This is a genomic window from Streptomyces incanus (assembly GCF_042656345.1).
Lineage (GTDB): Bacteria > Actinomycetota > Actinomycetes > Streptomycetales > Streptomycetaceae > Streptomyces > Streptomyces incanus.
This window is the reverse complement of sequence record NZ_JBHSPC010000024.1, coordinates 15,723-31,316: the sequence shown is the minus strand read 5'-3', so window position 1 is coordinate 31,316 and position 15,594 is coordinate 15,723. Positions and strand designations below refer to the sequence as shown.

General features: G+C 71.4%; 16 protein-coding genes, 1 tRNA gene and 1 pseudogene. 13 read left to right on the top strand and 5 right to left on the bottom strand.

Annotated elements, in window-relative coordinates; genetic code table 11:
- The 3 genes from ACFP2V_RS09645 to ACFP2V_RS09635 form a co-directional block, all read right to left on the bottom strand.
- Nucleotides 1-1,974 (bottom strand): copper resistance CopC/CopD family protein (locus ACFP2V_RS09645; protein ID WP_381208464.1); only part of this gene is annotated, 1,974 nt, incomplete at its 3' end.
- Nucleotides 1,975-2,256: 282 nt separating this feature from the next.
- Nucleotides 2,257-2,868, bottom strand: coding sequence for a GNAT family N-acetyltransferase (locus tag ACFP2V_RS09640; protein WP_381208492.1), 612 nt, complete (start codon nt 2,866-2,868; stop codon nt 2,257-2,259).
- Nucleotides 2,861-5,134, bottom strand: a complete 2,274-nt coding sequence (locus tag ACFP2V_RS09635; RefSeq protein ID WP_381208461.1) for a penicillin acylase family protein — start codon at nt 5,132-5,134, stop codon at nt 2,861-2,863. The genes ACFP2V_RS09640 and ACFP2V_RS09635 overlap by 8 nt, the downstream gene beginning before the upstream one ends.
- 42 nt (nt 5,135-5,176) lie before the next feature.
- Here ACFP2V_RS09635 and ACFP2V_RS09630 point away from each other — a divergent pair, with 42 nt between their 5' ends.
- From ACFP2V_RS09630 to ACFP2V_RS09620, 3 genes are all read left to right on the top strand, one after another.
- The gene (locus ACFP2V_RS09630; RefSeq protein WP_381208458.1) at nt 5,177-5,698 is read left to right on the top strand and encodes a hypothetical protein; all 522 of its coding nucleotides are present in this window, start codon (nt 5,177-5,179) and stop codon (nt 5,696-5,698) included.
- Nucleotides 5,695-5,991: a type II toxin-antitoxin system VapB family antitoxin gene (locus ACFP2V_RS09625; RefSeq protein WP_381208455.1), complete on the top strand. Its 297-nt coding sequence runs from the start codon at nt 5,695-5,697 to the stop codon at nt 5,989-5,991. The genes ACFP2V_RS09630 and ACFP2V_RS09625 overlap by 4 nt, the downstream gene beginning before the upstream one ends.
- 273 nt (nt 5,992-6,264) lie before the next feature.
- Nucleotides 6,265-6,885: a LytR C-terminal domain-containing protein gene (locus tag ACFP2V_RS09620; RefSeq protein ID WP_381208489.1), complete on the top strand. Its 621-nt coding sequence runs from the start codon at nt 6,265-6,267 to the stop codon at nt 6,883-6,885.
- A gap of 152 nt (nt 6,886-7,037) precedes the next feature.
- Here the strand turns inward: ACFP2V_RS09620 and upp are convergent, their stop codons facing one another.
- The gene (gene upp, locus ACFP2V_RS09615; protein ID WP_381208452.1) at nt 7,038-7,673 is read right to left on the bottom strand and encodes a uracil phosphoribosyltransferase; all 636 of its coding nucleotides are present in this window, start codon (nt 7,671-7,673) and stop codon (nt 7,038-7,040) included.
- 244 nt (nt 7,674-7,917) lie between these two features.
- Between upp and ACFP2V_RS09610 the strand changes: the two genes are divergently transcribed.
- The 8 genes from ACFP2V_RS09610 (at nt 7,918) to ACFP2V_RS09575 (ending at nt 12,546) form a co-directional block, all read left to right on the top strand.
- Complete coding sequence (locus ACFP2V_RS09610; protein ID WP_381208504.1) at nt 7,918-8,106, top strand: hypothetical protein; 189 nt, start codon at nt 7,918-7,920, stop codon at nt 8,104-8,106.
- 374 nt (nt 8,107-8,480) lie between these two features.
- A complete protein-coding gene (locus ACFP2V_RS09605; RefSeq protein ID WP_381208449.1) occupies nt 8,481-9,023 on the top strand; it encodes a tRNA adenosine deaminase-associated protein in 543 nt (180 codons plus the stop codon).
- A gap of 47 nt (nt 9,024-9,070) precedes the next feature.
- Nucleotides 9,071-9,502, top strand: a complete 432-nt coding sequence (gene tadA, locus ACFP2V_RS09600; protein ID WP_381208486.1) for a tRNA adenosine(34) deaminase TadA — start codon at nt 9,071-9,073, stop codon at nt 9,500-9,502.
- Nucleotides 9,503-9,569: 67 nt separating this feature from the next.
- Nucleotides 9,570-9,654, top strand: a tRNA-Ser gene (locus ACFP2V_RS09595).
- A gap of 92 nt (nt 9,655-9,746) precedes the next feature.
- Entirely contained in the window at nt 9,747-9,953 is a 207-nt protein-coding gene (locus tag ACFP2V_RS09590; RefSeq protein WP_381208501.1) for a hypothetical protein, read from the top strand.
- Nucleotides 9,953-10,246, top strand: coding sequence for a Dabb family protein (locus tag ACFP2V_RS09585; RefSeq protein ID WP_381208446.1), 294 nt, complete (start codon nt 9,953-9,955; stop codon nt 10,244-10,246). The genes ACFP2V_RS09590 and ACFP2V_RS09585 overlap by 1 nt, the downstream gene beginning before the upstream one ends.
- A gap of 162 nt (nt 10,247-10,408) precedes the next feature.
- Nucleotides 10,409-11,398, top strand: a complete 990-nt coding sequence (locus ACFP2V_RS09580; RefSeq protein WP_381208483.1) for an RNA polymerase sigma factor SigF — start codon at nt 10,409-10,411, stop codon at nt 11,396-11,398.
- Between the two features lie 245 nt (nt 11,399-11,643).
- Nucleotides 11,644-12,546, top strand: a complete 903-nt coding sequence (locus tag ACFP2V_RS09575) for an RNA polymerase sigma factor SigF (RefSeq protein WP_381208443.1) — start codon at nt 11,644-11,646, stop codon at nt 12,544-12,546.
- A 121-nt stretch (nt 12,547-12,667) separates the two neighbouring features.
- Here ACFP2V_RS09575 and ACFP2V_RS09570 read toward each other — a convergent pair whose 3' ends face one another.
- A complete protein-coding gene (locus ACFP2V_RS09570) occupies nt 12,668-12,865 on the bottom strand; it encodes a hypothetical protein (RefSeq protein ID WP_381208440.1) in 198 nt (65 codons plus the stop codon).
- A gap of 374 nt (nt 12,866-13,239) precedes the next feature.
- Between ACFP2V_RS09570 and ACFP2V_RS09565 the strand changes: the two genes are divergently transcribed.
- Nucleotides 13,240-13,821, top strand: coding sequence for a MarR family winged helix-turn-helix transcriptional regulator (locus ACFP2V_RS09565; RefSeq protein ID WP_381208437.1), 582 nt, complete (start codon nt 13,240-13,242; stop codon nt 13,819-13,821).
- Nucleotides 13,822-13,909: 88 nt separating this feature from the next.
- A pseudogene (locus ACFP2V_RS09560) lies at nt 13,910-15,556 on the top strand (MDR family MFS transporter); the annotation flags it as partial.
- Nucleotides 15,557-15,594: the final 38 nt, after the last annotated feature.

Here is a 15,594-nt window from a genome sequence, read left to right as displayed (position 1 = left end):
GGGTTCGATGCGCAGGGGGCGGGACTCCGTCACCTGGTCCACCTCCGAGACCCTGATCGTCGCCTTCATCGTCCAGGCGCCCGGCAGGGGGAGGTTGAGGTCGCTGGTGGCCCAGTAGCCGCCGCGGTCGGTCAGTCCGGCGTCGATGGGGCCGATGTCCTTCTCGGCGAGGGTGAAGGAGAGACGGAGCTCCGGGATCGAGTCCAGGGCGCCGACGGGGTCGAAGGCCACCGCCTGGACGCCGTTCTCACCCACCCGGCCCGGATCCAGAGTGATCTGCACGCTGCCCTTCCCGCCGGGGACGTCGAGGGAGTACGGGATCGTGATCACCGTCGCCGCGGGCAGTCCGGCGATCGGAGCGGTCTCGGTCGCCATGGCCTCCGCCTCCGCTCGGGCCGGGAGGGTGCTGGTCAGCACCGTCGTGACCAGCAGCACCACGACCGCCACCACCGCTTCCACCAGGACGGAGACGCGCAGGGCGCGGCGATAGCGGTCGAGGGACGTCTCGTTCGGGTCGGATGGGTTGGACGAGCCTGTTGGGTCGGACGAGCCGGACGGGTTGGACGAGCCTGTTGGGTCGGACGAGCCGGACGGGTCCGGGGCGGGTGGCGGGAAATCCGTGGCGCCGTCGTCGGAGGCGGGCAGCGCGGGGTCGGTGGGCGGTGCCTTGCGGGGAGTGGCGGAGGCCACCAGTTCCGGGATCCGTTCCTGCACGACCGCCATAGCCCTTTCCTCACCTTTCCCCGTCTTCGCGGCCGAGGCCACCGAAGCCGCCGTCGCCAGGCCGAGCGTCAAGCGGCGGGACAGGCCCGCCGCCAGCAGCAGTGCGGCCGTCATCACGAGCTTGACGGTCAGGGTCCTCCCGTACGACGAGTCCGCGAGCGCCGACCAGGAGCCGAGGCCCCGCCAGGACTGGTAGACGCCGGTGACGACGAGGACCGTCACCGAGAGGAAGGCGAGGCGGGAGAAGCGGGTGACCGTGGCGACGGGCGGCGGGGTGTCGGCACGGAACAGGATGATGAGCAGGGCCGTGAGGCCACCGAGCCAGCAGGCCATCGCCAGCAGGTGCAGTACGGACGACGTCATCGCCAGCGGAACCTGGATACCGGCCGAGGCGTGCTCGGCCGACGCCCACGTCAACGCGAGGGCGACGGCCAGGACGGTGCCCACGGCGAGCCGGGCGGGCGGTGTCCGGTCGGCCGGCTCACCGTGGCTTCGGGGCAGGCGGGGCAGGCGGGGCAGGCGGGGCAGGCGCAGGAGGACCGCCGCCGTCAGTACCAGCAGGGCGACCCGGGTCAGCAGCGCGATGCCCGGCCGCCCGGTGAGGACGCCGGTGAAGGCCGAGAGGTCGAACGCGGTCGCCGGGGACGTTCCGTTCTCGTACGGAGCCCGCAGCACGAGGAGGACCGCCGTGGACGTCAGCAGCGTCCACCAGCCCGTGACCAGCGGCATCCGCAGCGGGGCGGTGTCCGGCGGCCGGCACAGGGCCGCGAACGCCACCGTGCCGATGAGCAGCGCGGCGGCGATGTACGCGAGATAGCGGCCGGTGTCGTAGAGGCTCGCGGTGATCGGGTGCTCCGCCGGGGCCGCGGGCGCCGCCGGTGCGGTGGGCGAGGGTGCGCCGATGGAGAAGGTGAAGGCGCCGGAGACGGGGTGGCTGTCCGCGGAGACCACCCGCCAGGCGACCGTGTAGGTGCCGTCGTCGAGCCCGCCGGGCAGGCCGGCGCGCGCGGTGTCGGACCTGCCGTCGGCGTGCTCCGGCTCGCCCAGCGGCACCCGGTGGTTGTCGGGGCTGTAGATCCGGAACGAGTCGTCGAGCAGGGCGACGGACTCCGTGAAGGTCAGGGTGACGTGCCGGGGGGCGGACTTGACGACGCTTCCGTCCTCGGGGTCGGCTCCGCGGAGCGCCGCGTGGGCGCTCGCCGGCCCGGCGCTGCCGAGGAGGAGCAGGACCAGCACGGTGCCCAGCAGCACCAGCCCTTGAAGCCGCCGGGCTCCGCGACCGGGCGTTCCGCGCTCCGCTGCTCCGCGATCCGCTGCTCCGCGGCCCGTTCCGTCGCCCCGTCCGCCCGCACCTCGGCCACCGCCTCCGCCCGCCGCCCCGCTGCGCCGTCGCTGCACGTCGTTCCCACCTCCCGGCCATCCGGCAACCCGGCCATCCGGCAACCCGGCAACCCGGCTTCAGGTTGGATACGGACGGGGGGCCCGGAATGCTCACCGCCCGGGCGGGACGACGGTCCGCCCGGCCGGTGCGCATCACCTGCCTCCGAAGGCCGCCTCCCGCGTGAGGAACGCGAGTCGGGCCTTCTTCTCCGGCAGGTACACGTCCGGCAGATCGATCTCGGGCAGGACGACCTCGGGGCCCGCCGTGAAACCCTGCCGCAGGAAGCGGGCGACCGCCTTCTCGTTGGCCACGTCGGGGTCGACCACCACGCGCCTGCGATCGAGGCCCAGCAGGGTGAACCTGATCATGATGGCCAGCAGCGCGGCGGTCCACCCGGAACGCGCCCCCTTCGGGCCGGCCGGAGCGAGCAGCAGGTGGATGCCGATGTCGCCGGGCTCGACGGGGTAGCAGTCGCCGACCCGGTCGGCCTCCGGCTCGTACGTCTGGAGCAGCGCGGCCGGCTCGCCGTCCTTGACGACGAGGTACGCGTGGTGGGTGTCGAGCGTGTCCATATGGGCGTAGATCTCGGCCACTTGCTGCTCGGTGAGGCCGTTCATGCCCCAGAAGACGGCGCGTTCGCCGCTCACCCAGCGGTGCAGGACGGCCGCGTCCGCCGACGGGTCGAGCGGCAGGACGCGTACGGACCCGAAGCCGTCGGCCACTTGCTCATGAACGGCCGCGCGGGACGCGTACGGGTCACACATCGGTGTCCTCCTGAAGCTCATCGGTCTCCTCATGAGTGCCCCGGTCCCGGACCACGTCCTCCCTGCGGAGCCTGTCCCAGTCGGTGACGACCGGGACCAGGTCCCCCGCGAGCCACAGCGGCACCTGGTCGCGGTGGTGGGGGGAGTCCGGGACGCCCGAGGCGCCGAGCGGCACCACCCAGCGGCTGTCCTCGCGGCGGGCCAGGTCCCAGACGTAGCGGGCGGCCGGACCGCGCGCCGCGAGGTCGGTGAGGCCGGGCACGGAGGAGGTGCACAGCACGCAGTCGTGGTCGCCGGACAGAGCGGGTTCGTCGTACGGCGTCGTGGGCGGCAGGGCCCGCCAGGGTGCCAGCCGGTGGGTGTCGCCCCAGGTGCCGGCCGGTGGCCGGGCGGCCACCTCCTCCAGCGCCGCACGCACCGCCGCAGGACGGTCGATGCCGTACAACTCCTTCGCGGTCAGGAGGTGTTCGAGCGCGTAGCCGATCCGCGGAATCAGCGCGAGCCAGGGCTGGAACACCTCCGGGTAGGCCGGGGGCGTGGTCAGCCCGGCGAACGCGGGGTGCCGCGCGAGCTGCCGTACGAGCGCGCCGCGCACCGCCGCGTGGAGCGCCGCGCCGGTGCTGTCCGCGTCCATGTGCCGGTCCCAGTCCAGCAGCCGGTCGCGCAGGCCGGCCGCCGGACCGGTCAGATCGTCGAGGACGGCCACATGGTCCAGCAGGGCGGCGGCGGAGGCGAGGTGGGTGTCCGTGTGGAGGGCGGGCATCTCGGCAGCCGACCAGCGTTCCTGCCGGGCGAGCAGCGCGGCGATACGGTCGGCGCGGTGCGGCGCGGCGAACTCGACGCCGAGGGGGGCCGCCGGGCCGCGCTGGTTCGCCATCACGGCGACGCCGTCGGTCAGGCCGGCGCGCGGCGACTCGTGCCACCCCCGCCAGCCGTGGCCGGGCTCCCACGCGGGCACCGGACGGATCCGGTTGGCCTCGGCCCGTACCGGCACCCGGCCGGCCACCCGGTGCAGGGTGCCGCCCTCGGTGTCGGCGGCCTGGACCACGTTGACCGGCTCGGCCCACAGGTCGACGGCCCGGTCCACGTCGGCGACCCGGCGGGCCCGCAGCAGCGGCAGCAGGGCGCCGAAGCCCAGGTCGCCGGTGACGCGGGGCGGGTAGCGCAGGGCGACGGCGACCGGGGGAGCGCCGGGCTCGGACGCACCGTCCTCGAGGCCCTCGGGGCCCTCGGGGCCGCCGATGATCACCGGCCCCCGGTCGGTCTCGATCACCTCGACCTCGACCGGGTCCTCGCCGGCGACCTCGATGGTCTCGGTGTGCCGGGCGGCCCGTTGCCAGACGCCGTCCGGGCCGAGCGCCTCCACACCGGCACCCGTACGGCGCAACTGCTCCCGGTACAGGTCCTGGTAGTCGGCCATGGCGTTGGTGATCGCCCAGGCGACCGTGCCGGTGTGGCCGAAGTGGGCGATGCCGGGAACGCCGGGCACGGCGATGCCGACGACGTCGAACTCCGGGCAGGACAGGTGGATCTGCTGGTAGACGCCGGGGTCCTCGATGAAGCGGTGCGGGTCCCCCGCGATCACCGCCTGCCCGGTCACCGTCCGCTCCCCGGCGACCAGCCAGCCGTTGCTTCCTGAGGTGCCGGGACCGTCGGCGGCGAACAGTCCCACGGCGTCATGCCCGAGACACTCGACGACCTGCTCGCGCCAGAGCTTCGCGGGGAACCCGGCGAACAGGATGTGCGTGGAGAGCCACACCGCGAGCGGCGTCCAGGGCTCCCACCGGCCGGGCGCGAGGGCGGAACGGGCGAATTCGGGGGCTGCGGTGGGCTTGGGGACCGCACTGGCTGCGGTGGACTCGGGGACCGCAGTGGCCTCAGGGACCGGGGTGGCTGCGGTGGCTGCGAGGACCGGGGTGGCTTCGGGGGCCGGGGAGTGGGAAGTACCCGGGGCCGCCAGCCCTTCGTTGACCCCCTCCACGTACGCCCGGAGCCACTGCCCCGTCTCCGGGTCCCGCCGGTCCAGTTCGGCGAGGCAGCGGCGGGCCGTGTCGGCCAGGCGGACACGACGGGCGAAGCGGTCCCAGGGGAGGGCCTCGGGGCCGAGGAAGGACGCCGAGGTGCCCTGCGCCCTGTGCCGTTCGGTCTCCAACTGCCAGGCCCGGTCGAGGGCGGTGACCCGGCCCTGGACACGGGCGAGTTCGACGGCGTCACCCGCGCGCAGATGCGGAATGCCCCAGGCGTCCCGGAAGATCTCGCCGGCCACTGTGCCCCCATTCGCTTTAAGTTAGGTTCCCCTAAGTAAGCCGTGGCGGAATCGTACGCGAAAGGCGAACGAGCGAGGGGGCAGGGGCGGGCCCGGGAGGGCGCGGTCCTCGAGCCGACGCGCGCCGAGGACGTCGAGTGCGCGGTGCCGCGCGCCGAGGACGCCACCCCGGCTACCGGCGGCTACGCTTCACCGACGGCGGCATGCCCGCCGCGACCGGCGCCCACCCGACGATGCGGGTACGGCTGCGGTTCGACGACACGGGCAAGCCGCACCAGCGGGCGCACACCCTCGTCGACCCCGACCCGGCGGCCGACCACCTTCGGCCTGGAGTTCACCCCGCACGAGGGGCGCACCGGCGACCGGGCGCGGGCGGCGAAGCCCGGGGACACCGGCAAGGAGCTGCTGAAGCGGCTGGAGGACCTGCCCGGGTTCGGCAAGCAGAAGGTGTGGATCTCCCTCGCCCGCTTCCACTTCCTACCGTTCTGGGACGGTTTTTCCAGCGTCACACTCCGCCGCCATGGCTGCGCCCGGAACGTCTGGGCCGGTAGGCTTTCCGTGTGATCTTCAAGCGCATCGGAAACGGCCGGCCGTACCCCGACCACGGCCGGGAAAGCACCCGGTCGTGGGCGGACGTCGCGCCGCGCCCGGTCCGCCTCGATCAGCTCGTCACGACGAAGCAGCAGCTCGACCTCGAGACCCTCCTCGCCGAGGACTCGACCTTCTACGGCGACCTCTTCGCACATGTCGTGAAGTGGCAGGGCGATCTGTATCTGGAGGACGGCCTGCACCGCGCGGTACGGGCGGCGCTCCAGCAGCGCCAGGTGCTGCACGCCCGCGTCCTCGAACTGGGCTGACACTCCCCGCGCGCAGGCCGGTGCTCCACCGGTCTGCGCGCGAGTGACACCAGTCGGTACGCGGACGCCGCCAGTCGATGCGCAGACGCCGCCAATCGGTGCGCAGACGTCACCGATACGTCATTGAAGCCCCTCGAGCCCACCGAATGCACCCCTGTCGGCACTGGGTTTGACCCTTTCGGGTTGGACTGCGCCCTATCGAATGATCATCTGGTAGGCATAGCTGCCGGAGCGCATTACGCTGCGCCCATGAGCATGCTGACTCCTCCCGGCATGGGCGGCCAGTACCAGATCCGGGGTGACAAGTACCCGCGGATGCGCCGACCCCGCCGCCGCGGCAGGCTCGTCGTCCTGACCATCACCTCCGTCGCGGCGCTCGGCGTGGCCGGCTGGGGCACACTGCAGCTCTTCGACGTCTTCACCGGTGGCGGCCACCCCGCCTCCGCGGTCGGCGTCAAGGCGGGCTGTGCCACCAAGGCGAGCCCCTCGCCCAGCCCCAGCCCCAGTGTCGCGCTCCCCGGACCCGACCGGATCACGGTCAACGTCCTCAACGCCACGACCAAGTCCGGCTTGGCCAAGAAGACCGCCGACGAGCTGAGGAAGCGCGGCTTCAAGATCGGCGACGTCGGCAACGCGGCCAAGGAGTACGACAAGAAGGTCAAGGGCATCGGTGTGCTCCTCGGCCCCGCGTCCGCTCTCAAGACCTCGCTGCCGGTGCTCGGCACCCAGCTCGCCGACGCCGAACGCCGCACCGATGCCTCCCGCAAGGGCGGCGAGATCGACCTGATCATCGGCGACGCCTTCACCCGGCTGACGGCCGAGGCGGACGCCGACCGGGCCCTGGCCGCGCTGAACGACCCCGAGCCCGAACCCACCGCGAAGAAGGGCTGCTGACACCCGAGACGGAAGCCCGAGACAGAAGCAGAAGCGGCCGTCCCCGAGCTCAGGAACGGAGCTCGGGGGCGGCCGCTTCGTCCTGCGGTCGTCCCGCGTACGGACGGGCCGGTCCGGCACCGCCCTCCGTACGCGTGCCTACGGCGGACGGCCTACTCGGCCGCCCCGTACATCCGGTCCCCCGCGTCGCCGAGGCCCGGCACGATGTAGCCGTGCTCGTTGAGGCGCTCGTCGACCGACGCCGTCACGACGGTCACCGGGGTGCCGGCCAGCTCCCGCTCCATGACCTCGACGCCCTCAGGAGCGGCCAGCAGCACCACCGCGGTCACATCGTCCGCGCCCCGCTTGATCAGCTCCATGATCGCGGCGACCAGCGTGCCGCCGGTGGCGAGCATCGGGTCCAGCACGTACACCTGACGCCCGGAAAGGTCCTCCGGCATCCGGGTGGCGTACGCCGAGGCCTGCAGCGTCTCCTCGTTGCGGATCATGCCGAGGAAGCCCACCTCGGCGGTCGGCAGCAGCCGGACCATGCCGTCCAGCATGCCGAGGCCGGCCCGCAGGATCGGCACCACCAGCGGGCGCGGGTGGGAGAGCTTGACGCCCGTGGTCCGCTCCACCGGCGTCTGGATGTCGACCTGCTCGGTGCGCACGTCGCGCGTAGCCTCGTAGGCGAGGAGGGTGACCAGCTCGTCGGCAAGACGGCGGAAGGTCGCGGAGTCGGTGCGCTGGTCGCGCAGCGTGGTGAGTTTGTGTGCGACCAGGGGGTGGTCGACGACGTGGAGACGCATGCCCCCACATTAACCGGGCAGGGCCGGGCCCCACTCCCCCGCACACGGCAAGCTCCGCTGCCCGCCACCACCCCTTCGCTGGCGTCAAACCGCCCGTCCGGGGAAAGTGGGAGGAACGGACTGGGGTGATGAAGCAATGCCTGAGCGGAATTCCCGAGACGAGCCGCCGGTACGCGAGACACCCGCCGGCCTGCGCGGCGCATCGGGCACGGTCGGCGCGGTCGGCGCATCGAAGGTGTCCGGAGTGTCCGGGGTACCCGGCATGACCGGACCGCCCGGGGCGGACGAGACGGACGCCGAGCGGCGGCGGCGGCGCGCCCGGTTCCTGCGCGAACTCGCCGAGGCCCGGGAACTGCGCAACCGGGTCCAGCCACGCCGTGCCAAGGCGGCCCGGCTGCGGCACGCGATGCGTATGCGGACCTTCCGCTGGTAGGCACTCCAGGGCCGCCCAGGACGGGACACTCCTGGTGAGCGGGGTGCCGCCGACACGGCGGAAACAGGCCCGGCTGCGGGAAGATCCCGGCTCATGCGGGTGTTTGCCTCGTGGCCGTACGAGGACGGCAGTCCGAGCCGCGTACGATCCGCTGTGGCGGCGGCGAGCGCGCCGACGGGTCCCGGGCAGGCTCCGGGGGGACACTCGATGGCGTGGGATCAAAACTGCCGGACACGGGGAGCCGAAGACGTCCCCTGTCGGCCTTGTTTCTGCCACGATTTTGAACGGGCGGGGCTCGTAGAGCACTCCTCGTCCAGACACCTCCGCCGGGGGAATTCCCAACCGGCACACCTAAGACCAGTGGGAGAGTCACGGTGTACTTCGCCGCACTGCTCGCGCGCACCGAAGACGGGTGGGAAGCGAGCGACACGGAGCTCGACGATGTGGAGACCCTGTCGGATCTGGCCGACCTGGCCCGGGAAGCCGCCCCCGACGAGGACACAGTGCTCGTGCTGATCGAGCAGGAGGACGGCTGGTTCGGTGTCGTCCGCGTGGACGGCGAGGACGACCCTCGTATCTACGTGTCCGACGCCGCGGCCGCCGCCCGCAGCAGCTACGGCGAGATCCTGCTCACCGACGAGCTGCTCGGCCGGAAACCCGGGGTCGACGGCCCCGACCTGGACGCCCTCGACCTCGACGGCACGGAGGACGGTGAACCGGACGACGGCAGCACCGGCGAGGACGGTGTGCCGGATACCGGTCCCACCGATTCCGTGCCGCACGGGCCGGTCGGCGACGCCAAGGTCCTGGACGACCTGGGCGTGAGCGAGAAGGACCTGCGCTCGCTGTCCGGGGACGCCCTCGGCGAGATCGCCGAGGTCCTGGGCGCCGCAGAGGTCCTGGAGACCGTCCGCTGACCGGGCCCACCCCACCCGACCCGGTGCGCGACCCCTGGCGGGCCGCGATGCGCCTCGCCCTGGGCGAGGCGGAGCGGGCCGTCCGGGGCGGGGACGTACCCGTCGGCGCGGTCGTCCTGGCGCCGGACGGCAGCACCGTACTGGCCTCCGGACACAACGAACGCGAGGCCGCCCGCGACCCCACCGCGCACGCGGAACTGCTCGCCCTCCGGCGGGCCGCCGCAACGCTGGGACACTGGCGGCTGACCGACTGCACCCTCGTGGTGACACTGGAGCCCTGCACCATGTGCGCGGGCGCGATCCAGCAGTCCCGGGTCGACCGGATCGTCTACGGCGCCCGGGACGAGAAGGCGGGCGCGGTCGGCTCCCTCTGGGACGTCGTCCGCGACCGGCGGCTCAACCACCGGCCCGAAGTCGTCGAAGGAGTGCTTGCCGAGGAGTGCGCGCGCCTGCTCACGGCGTTCTTCCGGGACCGCTGACGGCGGAGCCGCCGCGTACCGAATACCGATTTCAAACCATCGCGCCGCGTGCTGTAAGGTCTCTCCCGGTAGCGTGTCCGAGCGGCCGAAGGAGCTCGCCTCGAAAGCGAGTGTGGCGCAAGTCACCGTGGGTTCAAATCCCACCGCTACCGCTTCCGAAGGGCCCCGCCGTCAGACGGGGCCCTTCGTGCGATCATGGGCCCGCTCGCAGCAAGAGTGACGCCTGTGCACCACAGTGGCACCAGTGCGCACCAGTGACAGGGGGAGGGCCGCGATGGCGGTGAACGCGAAGAAGGTCGCCGTCTACGTCCTCGTGGTCTTCGCGCTGTATGTGATCATCACGGATCCCACCAAGGCGACCGGCTACGTCCAGATAGCGTTCGAGGGAATATCCGACGCCGCGACCGCCGTCGGAGACTTCATGACATGGCTCGCCAACGGAGGAGACTGATGATCCGCCACTTGGTCCTCTTCAGGCTGAACGAAGGCGTGGAGCGCGACGACCCGCGCGTCGTGGCGGGAGCGGAGGCGTTCCGCTCGCTCGAGGGCAGGATCCCGGAGATCCGCTTCTGGGAGTGCGCCTGGAACATCAGCGACCGGCCCATCGCCTACGACTTCGCCATCAACTCGGCGTTCGACGACGCCCACGCGCTGCGCCGGTATGTGGAGCACCCGGAGCATCAGGCGGGTGTCGGCCTGTGGCGCGAGTTCGCCACGTGGGTGATCGCCGACTACGAGTTCTGAGCCTCCGCCCCAGCAGTCCCCTGTCGCAACGACGGGGGATTTTTGCGCATTCCCGGTACGACGTGCCCTCAACACGGAATATGCGGTGCTTGCACACGGTGAGCATGTCTTGTGATGCTATGACCGCTTTTGACGGATGAGTTGACCGATGAAGAGGTGGCGTTGACCGTGTCGGCCAGTACTGCGCCGCCCCAGGACCAGGTGTCCGCCCTGACTCCGGCTCCGGCTCAGTCCCCGGACACTCCCGCCACGCCCGTCGGCCCGCCCTGCGCCGCTTCTCCTGCCGACCCCCTTTCCGCCGCACCCGCCGGTCCGCCTCCCGCCGGTCCGCCCTCTGCCGTACCACCACCTGCCGTACCACCACCTGCCCCCCTGTCACCGGCCAAGCGCCGCGGGGCGGACACCCGGGCGCTGACCCAGGTGCTCTTCGGCCGGCTCAAGGACCTCCAGCCGGGCACGCCGGAGCACACCCGCGTGCGCGCCGCGCTCATCGAGGCCAACCTGCCGCTCGTGCGGTACGCGGCCGCCCGCTTCCGCTCCCGCAACGAGCCGATGGAGGACGTGGTCCAGGTCGGCACCATCGGGCTCATCAACGCCATCGACCGTTTCGACCCGGAGCGGGGCGTGCAGTTCCCGACGTTCGCGATGCCGACGGTGGTCGGCGAGATCAAGCGGTACTTCCGCGACAACGTCCGCACCGTCCACGTACCGCGCCGGCTGCACGAGCTGTGGGTGCAGGTCAACAGCGCGACCGAGGACCTCACCACCGCCTTCGGACGCTCCCCGACGACCGCCGAGATCGCCGGACGGCTGCGCATCACCGAGGAGGAGGTGCTCTCCTGCATCGAGGCCGGGCGGTCGTACCACGCCACCTCCCTCGAGGCCGCGCAGGAGGGCGACGGACTTCCCGGGCTGCTCGACCGGCTCGGCTACGAGGACCCGGCACTGGACGGCGTCGAGCACCGTGACCTCGTGCGGCATCTGCTCGTCCAACTCCCCGAGCGGGAACAGCGGATCCTGCTGCTGCGGTACTACAGCAACCTCACCCAGTCGCAGATCAGCGCCGAACTGGGCGTCTCCCAGATGCACGTGTCCCGGCTGCTCGCACGCAGCTTCCAGCGGCTGCGGTCCGCAAACAGGATCGACGCGTAACCCCTGAGGGCGAATCGCTCACCAGTACCTTTACCTTTACTTCTTACCTGAAATCCCGTCAGACCCCTTGTTTACAGGGCTGATTCACTCCATGGATGTCGACATGTCACTACAGCGCGTTGCCGACATGTGACATTCTGCCGGAAGCGCGTTTGCCGAAGCTCCGGCTCCGGTATTCAGGTGAAGGCTGCGTTCCTCGGACAGGAACGTCCGCCGCGACCGTCCCGCGACCCAAAGGGGGTGGCATGTCCGCAGACCAGGGCAGCTCGAAGGTGCTCACGCTCGCGGAGAGCGAGACAGCTCCCAATGCTCTCGACGCACTCGGCCCCATCGACCACGTCCCGGCCCTCGCGGCCGCGCCCGCTCCAGACCTTCCGGACACAGCGGCCATCGACACCCGCACCCTGTCCCGCTCCCTGTTCCTGCGGCTCGCCGCACTCGACGAGAACAGCCCGGAGCGCGGCTACGTCCGGGACACACTGATCGAACTCAACCTCCCACTGGTGCGGTACGCGGCGGCCCGCTTCCGTTCGCGCAACGAGCCGATGGAGGACATCGTCCAGGTCGGCACCATCGGGCTGATCAAGGCGATCGACCGCTTCGACTGCGAACGGGGCGTGGAGTTCCCGACGTTCGCAATGCCGACGGTGGTCGGCGAGATCAAGCGGTTCTTCCGCGACACGTCGTGGTCGGTGCGGGTGCCGCGCCGGCTTCAGGAGCTGCGCCTGGCGCTGACGAAGGCCGGCGACGAGCTCTCCCAGAAGCTCGACCGCTCCCCGACGGTCCCCGAACTCGCCGCGGTACTGGGCGTGTCCGAGGAGGACGTCGTCGACGGGCTCGCGGTCGGCAACGCGTACACGGCGTCCTCACTGGACTCCCCGGCGCCCGAGGACGACGGCGGCGAGGGCTCGCTCGCGGACCGCCTCGGCTACGAGGACACGGCGCTGGAGGGTGTGGAGTACCGGGAGTCGCTCAAGCCCTTGCTGGCCAAGCTGCCGCCCCGGGAGCGGCGGATCATCATGCTGCGCTTCTTCGCCAACATGACGCAGTCACAGATCGGCGAGGAGGTCGGCATCTCCCAGATGCACGTCTCCCGGCTGCTCACCCGGACCCTGGCCCAGCTGCGTGAGGGCCTCATCTCGGACTGAGACACACCGATTCGCCGGCAGCCATCGGTTCCCACCATCGGCTACCGGCCCGGACGCGGACCCACGGCCGCCGGGGCGCCCCTCACGGGCGCAACGGCGGCCTCCGCGTGTCCTGGTCGGGTCAGTTCAGCGCCAGCCACGCCACGGCCGCGACGATCGCCACGGCGACGACGATGCCGACGATCAGACCGATACGGGGACCACCACCGCTCGTCGTGGCGGCCTGCTGCCCCTGAGGGGCCTCGTCGACGAACGCGCGGAACATCTGGGTACTGCCGGCGGGGTCGTGGTTGCCCTGCGGGGTCTGGGAGTTAGCCATGGCCCGAGACACTAGCGAACTGCCCGCGGAGGCCCCAAGTGGGGGCGCCCTCAGAGCGATCGCGCAGGGGCACACGCAGGGGCACACACGCGGGCACACGCCGCTCGACGGCACGGGCTGGGTGCGGCCCGCGTACGCCCCGTGTGCCCCCCCGCGGGCTGCCGGGGTGCGCCGGAGCGCGGCCGGGTGTGCGGCTGGAGTGCGGCTCGAGCGCCCGGCCACTGGTGCCGAGCGGCCGACGAGTCACCCCACCTGCATGTTTACGATTCACAATACTTGTCTTTGCCAAGTTTTGGAGCGCTAGGACCCCTTTTTACTTGCCTCTAGCAACCATTCACTTCTATCGTTGCCCTAAGCAACGAACCGGAGGTGTCATGGCCGAGCAGGCGCAGTACGAGGAGCTGGTACGGCAGCTCAGTGCCTTCAGCGCGGTGAAGCGGGAGCTGCGCCGGAGCATGCCGGCCGACTGCCACAGCGGCTCCGCTGCCGTGCTGACGGCCCTCGGCCGCCACGGCGACATGCGCATGAGCCGGCTCGCCGAACTGCTCGCCGTCGACCTCTCGGTCACCAGCCGCCAAGTCGCCCATGCGGTCGAGCTCGGCTGGATCGAGCGCTCCCCCGACCCCTCCGACAAGCGCTCCCGCATCCTGCGCCTGACCCCTACGGGCCAAGTGCAGCTCGACGCCTTGTTCCAACGGGCCACCCAGATGCTCGCCGATCGTCTGGACAACTGGTCCGACGACGAGATCGGCCTGCTCGCCCAGCTCATGTCCCGGCTCCGGGACAGCTTCGGCGACTGCCGCCGGTCCACGCCCCTCGCGACACCACCGCCCAGCGCCGCACCGGCTGCGGCCCCCGCGCCGCCCGAGGCTGCCGCACCTTCCGCGGCTCCCGCGCCACCGGCTCCTCGCGCCCCCCAGGACACCGAGACCACCCGTACACCCGCAAACGCGTAAGAGAAGGAAGTCCATGGCAACGACCACACCGACTGGTGTGCGGGCTCAGGCCGAACACGGGGGAGAATCCTCCGGAAGCGGCACTCCCATGTCCCACCGGCAGATCCTGGAGGCACTGTCGGGCCTGCTGCTCGGCATGTTCGCCGCGATCCTGTCCTCCACCATCGTCTCCAACGCCCTGCCCGAGATCATCACCGAACTCGGCGGCGGCCAGAGCGCCTACACCTGGGTCGTGACGGCGGCGCTGCTGTCGATGACCGCGTCCACCCCCCTGTGGGGCAAGCTGGCCGACCTGGTCAGCAAGAAGACACTGGTCCAGACGGCCCTGGTCATCTTCATCGTGGGCTCCCTGGTCGCCGGCATGGCACAGAACCCCGGCATGCTGATCACGGCCCGGGTCATCCAGGGTCTGGGCGCCGGTGGTCTGACCGCGCTGGCCCAGATCATCATGGCCGCGATGATCTCCCCCCGGGAGCGCGGCCGTTACTCCGGCTACCTGGGCGCGACCTTCGCCGTCGCGACCGTGGGCGGCCCGCTGGTCGGCGGTGTGATCACCGACACTTCGTGGCTCGGCTGGCGCTGGTGCCTGTACGTCGGTGTGCCGTTCGCGCTGATCGCCCTGGTCGTACTGCAGAAGACCCTGAAGCTGCCGGAGACCAAGCGCAAGGTGAAGGTCGACTGGGCCGGCGCCTCCTTCATCACCGCTGCCGTCAGCCTGCTGCTGATCTGGGTCACCTTCGCCGACGACAAGTTCGCCTGGGTGTCCTGGCAGACGTACGCGATGGTCGGCGGCGCGCTGCTGCTCGCCCTGGTCTTCCTGTTCGTCGAGACGAAGGCCGCCGAGCCGATCATCCCGCTGCGGCTGTTCCGCAACCGCACCATCACGCTGGCCTCGGTCGCCTCGCTGTTCGTCGGTATCGCGATGTTCGCCGGCACCATCTACTTCAGCCAGTTCTTCCAGCTGGCCCGGAACGAGTCCCCGACCATGTCGGGTGTCCTGACCATCCCGATGATCGGCGGTCTGTTCGTCTCCTCGACCGTCTCCGGTCAGATCATCACCAAGACCGGCAAGTGGAAGGCCTGGCTCGTCGCCGGCGGCGCGCTGCTGACCGCTGCTCTGGGGCTGCTGAGCTCCATACGCTACGACACCCCGTACTGGCACATCGGCGTCTTCATGGCGATCATGGGCCTCGGCGTCGGCATGATGATGCAGAACCTGGTGCTGTGCACGCAGAACCAGGTCGACCCGAGCGACCTCGGCGCCGCCAGCTCCGTCGTCACCTTCTTCCGGTCGCTCGGCGGCGCGGTGGGCGTCTCGGTCCTCGGCTCGGTCATGGCGACCCGGATCAACCGCTACGCCGAGGACACCATCGACTCGCTGAGCCCGCAGGAGCAGGCCGCGGCCGCCCAGTCGCTCGGCTCCGGTGAACTGCCGAACATGGACCTGCTGCCCGACGGCATCCGCACCTGGCTGGAGAGCGCCTACGGGCACGGCATCGCCGACATCTTCCTGTACGTCACGCCGGTCGCCTTCATCGCCGTCCTGGCGACCCTGTTCATCAAGGAAGTCCCGCTGCGGACCTCGGGCGCGCTGGCCCAGGCCGCCGAGTCGCTCTCCGCCGCACCGGTTCCGGTGACTGCCGGGGCGACGGGCGAAGCCACCGGCGGGGCGGCCGAGGCCGACACCGCCGACGCCAACGCCCCGAGTCGGTCCGGCTCCGCTTCGGCCTCCGCCGGCGGCAAGGGCAACGGCCTCACCGGCCCCGGCAAGTA

What these genes read in the sequence shown, in the direction of transcription:
- ACFP2V_RS09640 (WP_381208492.1), bottom strand. Translation starts at nt 2,868, where the DNA reads ATGTGTGACCCGTACGCGTCCCGCGCGGCCGTTCATGAGCAAGTGGCC.
- ACFP2V_RS09620 (WP_381208489.1), top strand. Translation starts at nt 6,265, where the DNA reads ATGGGCGGCCAGTACCAGATCCGGGGTGACAAGTACCCGCGGATGCGC.
- upp (WP_381208452.1), bottom strand. Translation starts at nt 7,673, where the DNA reads ATGCGTCTCCACGTCGTCGACCACCCCCTGGTCGCACACAAACTCACC.
- tadA (WP_381208486.1), top strand. Translation starts at nt 9,071, where the DNA reads ATGCGCCTCGCCCTGGGCGAGGCGGAGCGGGCCGTCCGGGGCGGGGAC.
- ACFP2V_RS09585 (WP_381208446.1), top strand. Translation starts at nt 9,953, where the DNA reads ATGATCCGCCACTTGGTCCTCTTCAGGCTGAACGAAGGCGTGGAGCGC.
- ACFP2V_RS09575 (WP_381208443.1), top strand. Translation starts at nt 11,644, where the DNA reads ATGTCCGCAGACCAGGGCAGCTCGAAGGTGCTCACGCTCGCGGAGAGC.
- ACFP2V_RS09570 (WP_381208440.1), bottom strand. Translation starts at nt 12,865, where the DNA reads ATGGCTAACTCCCAGACCCCGCAGGGCAACCACGACCCCGCCGGCAGT.
- ACFP2V_RS09565 (WP_381208437.1), top strand. Translation starts at nt 13,240, where the DNA reads ATGGCCGAGCAGGCGCAGTACGAGGAGCTGGTACGGCAGCTCAGTGCC.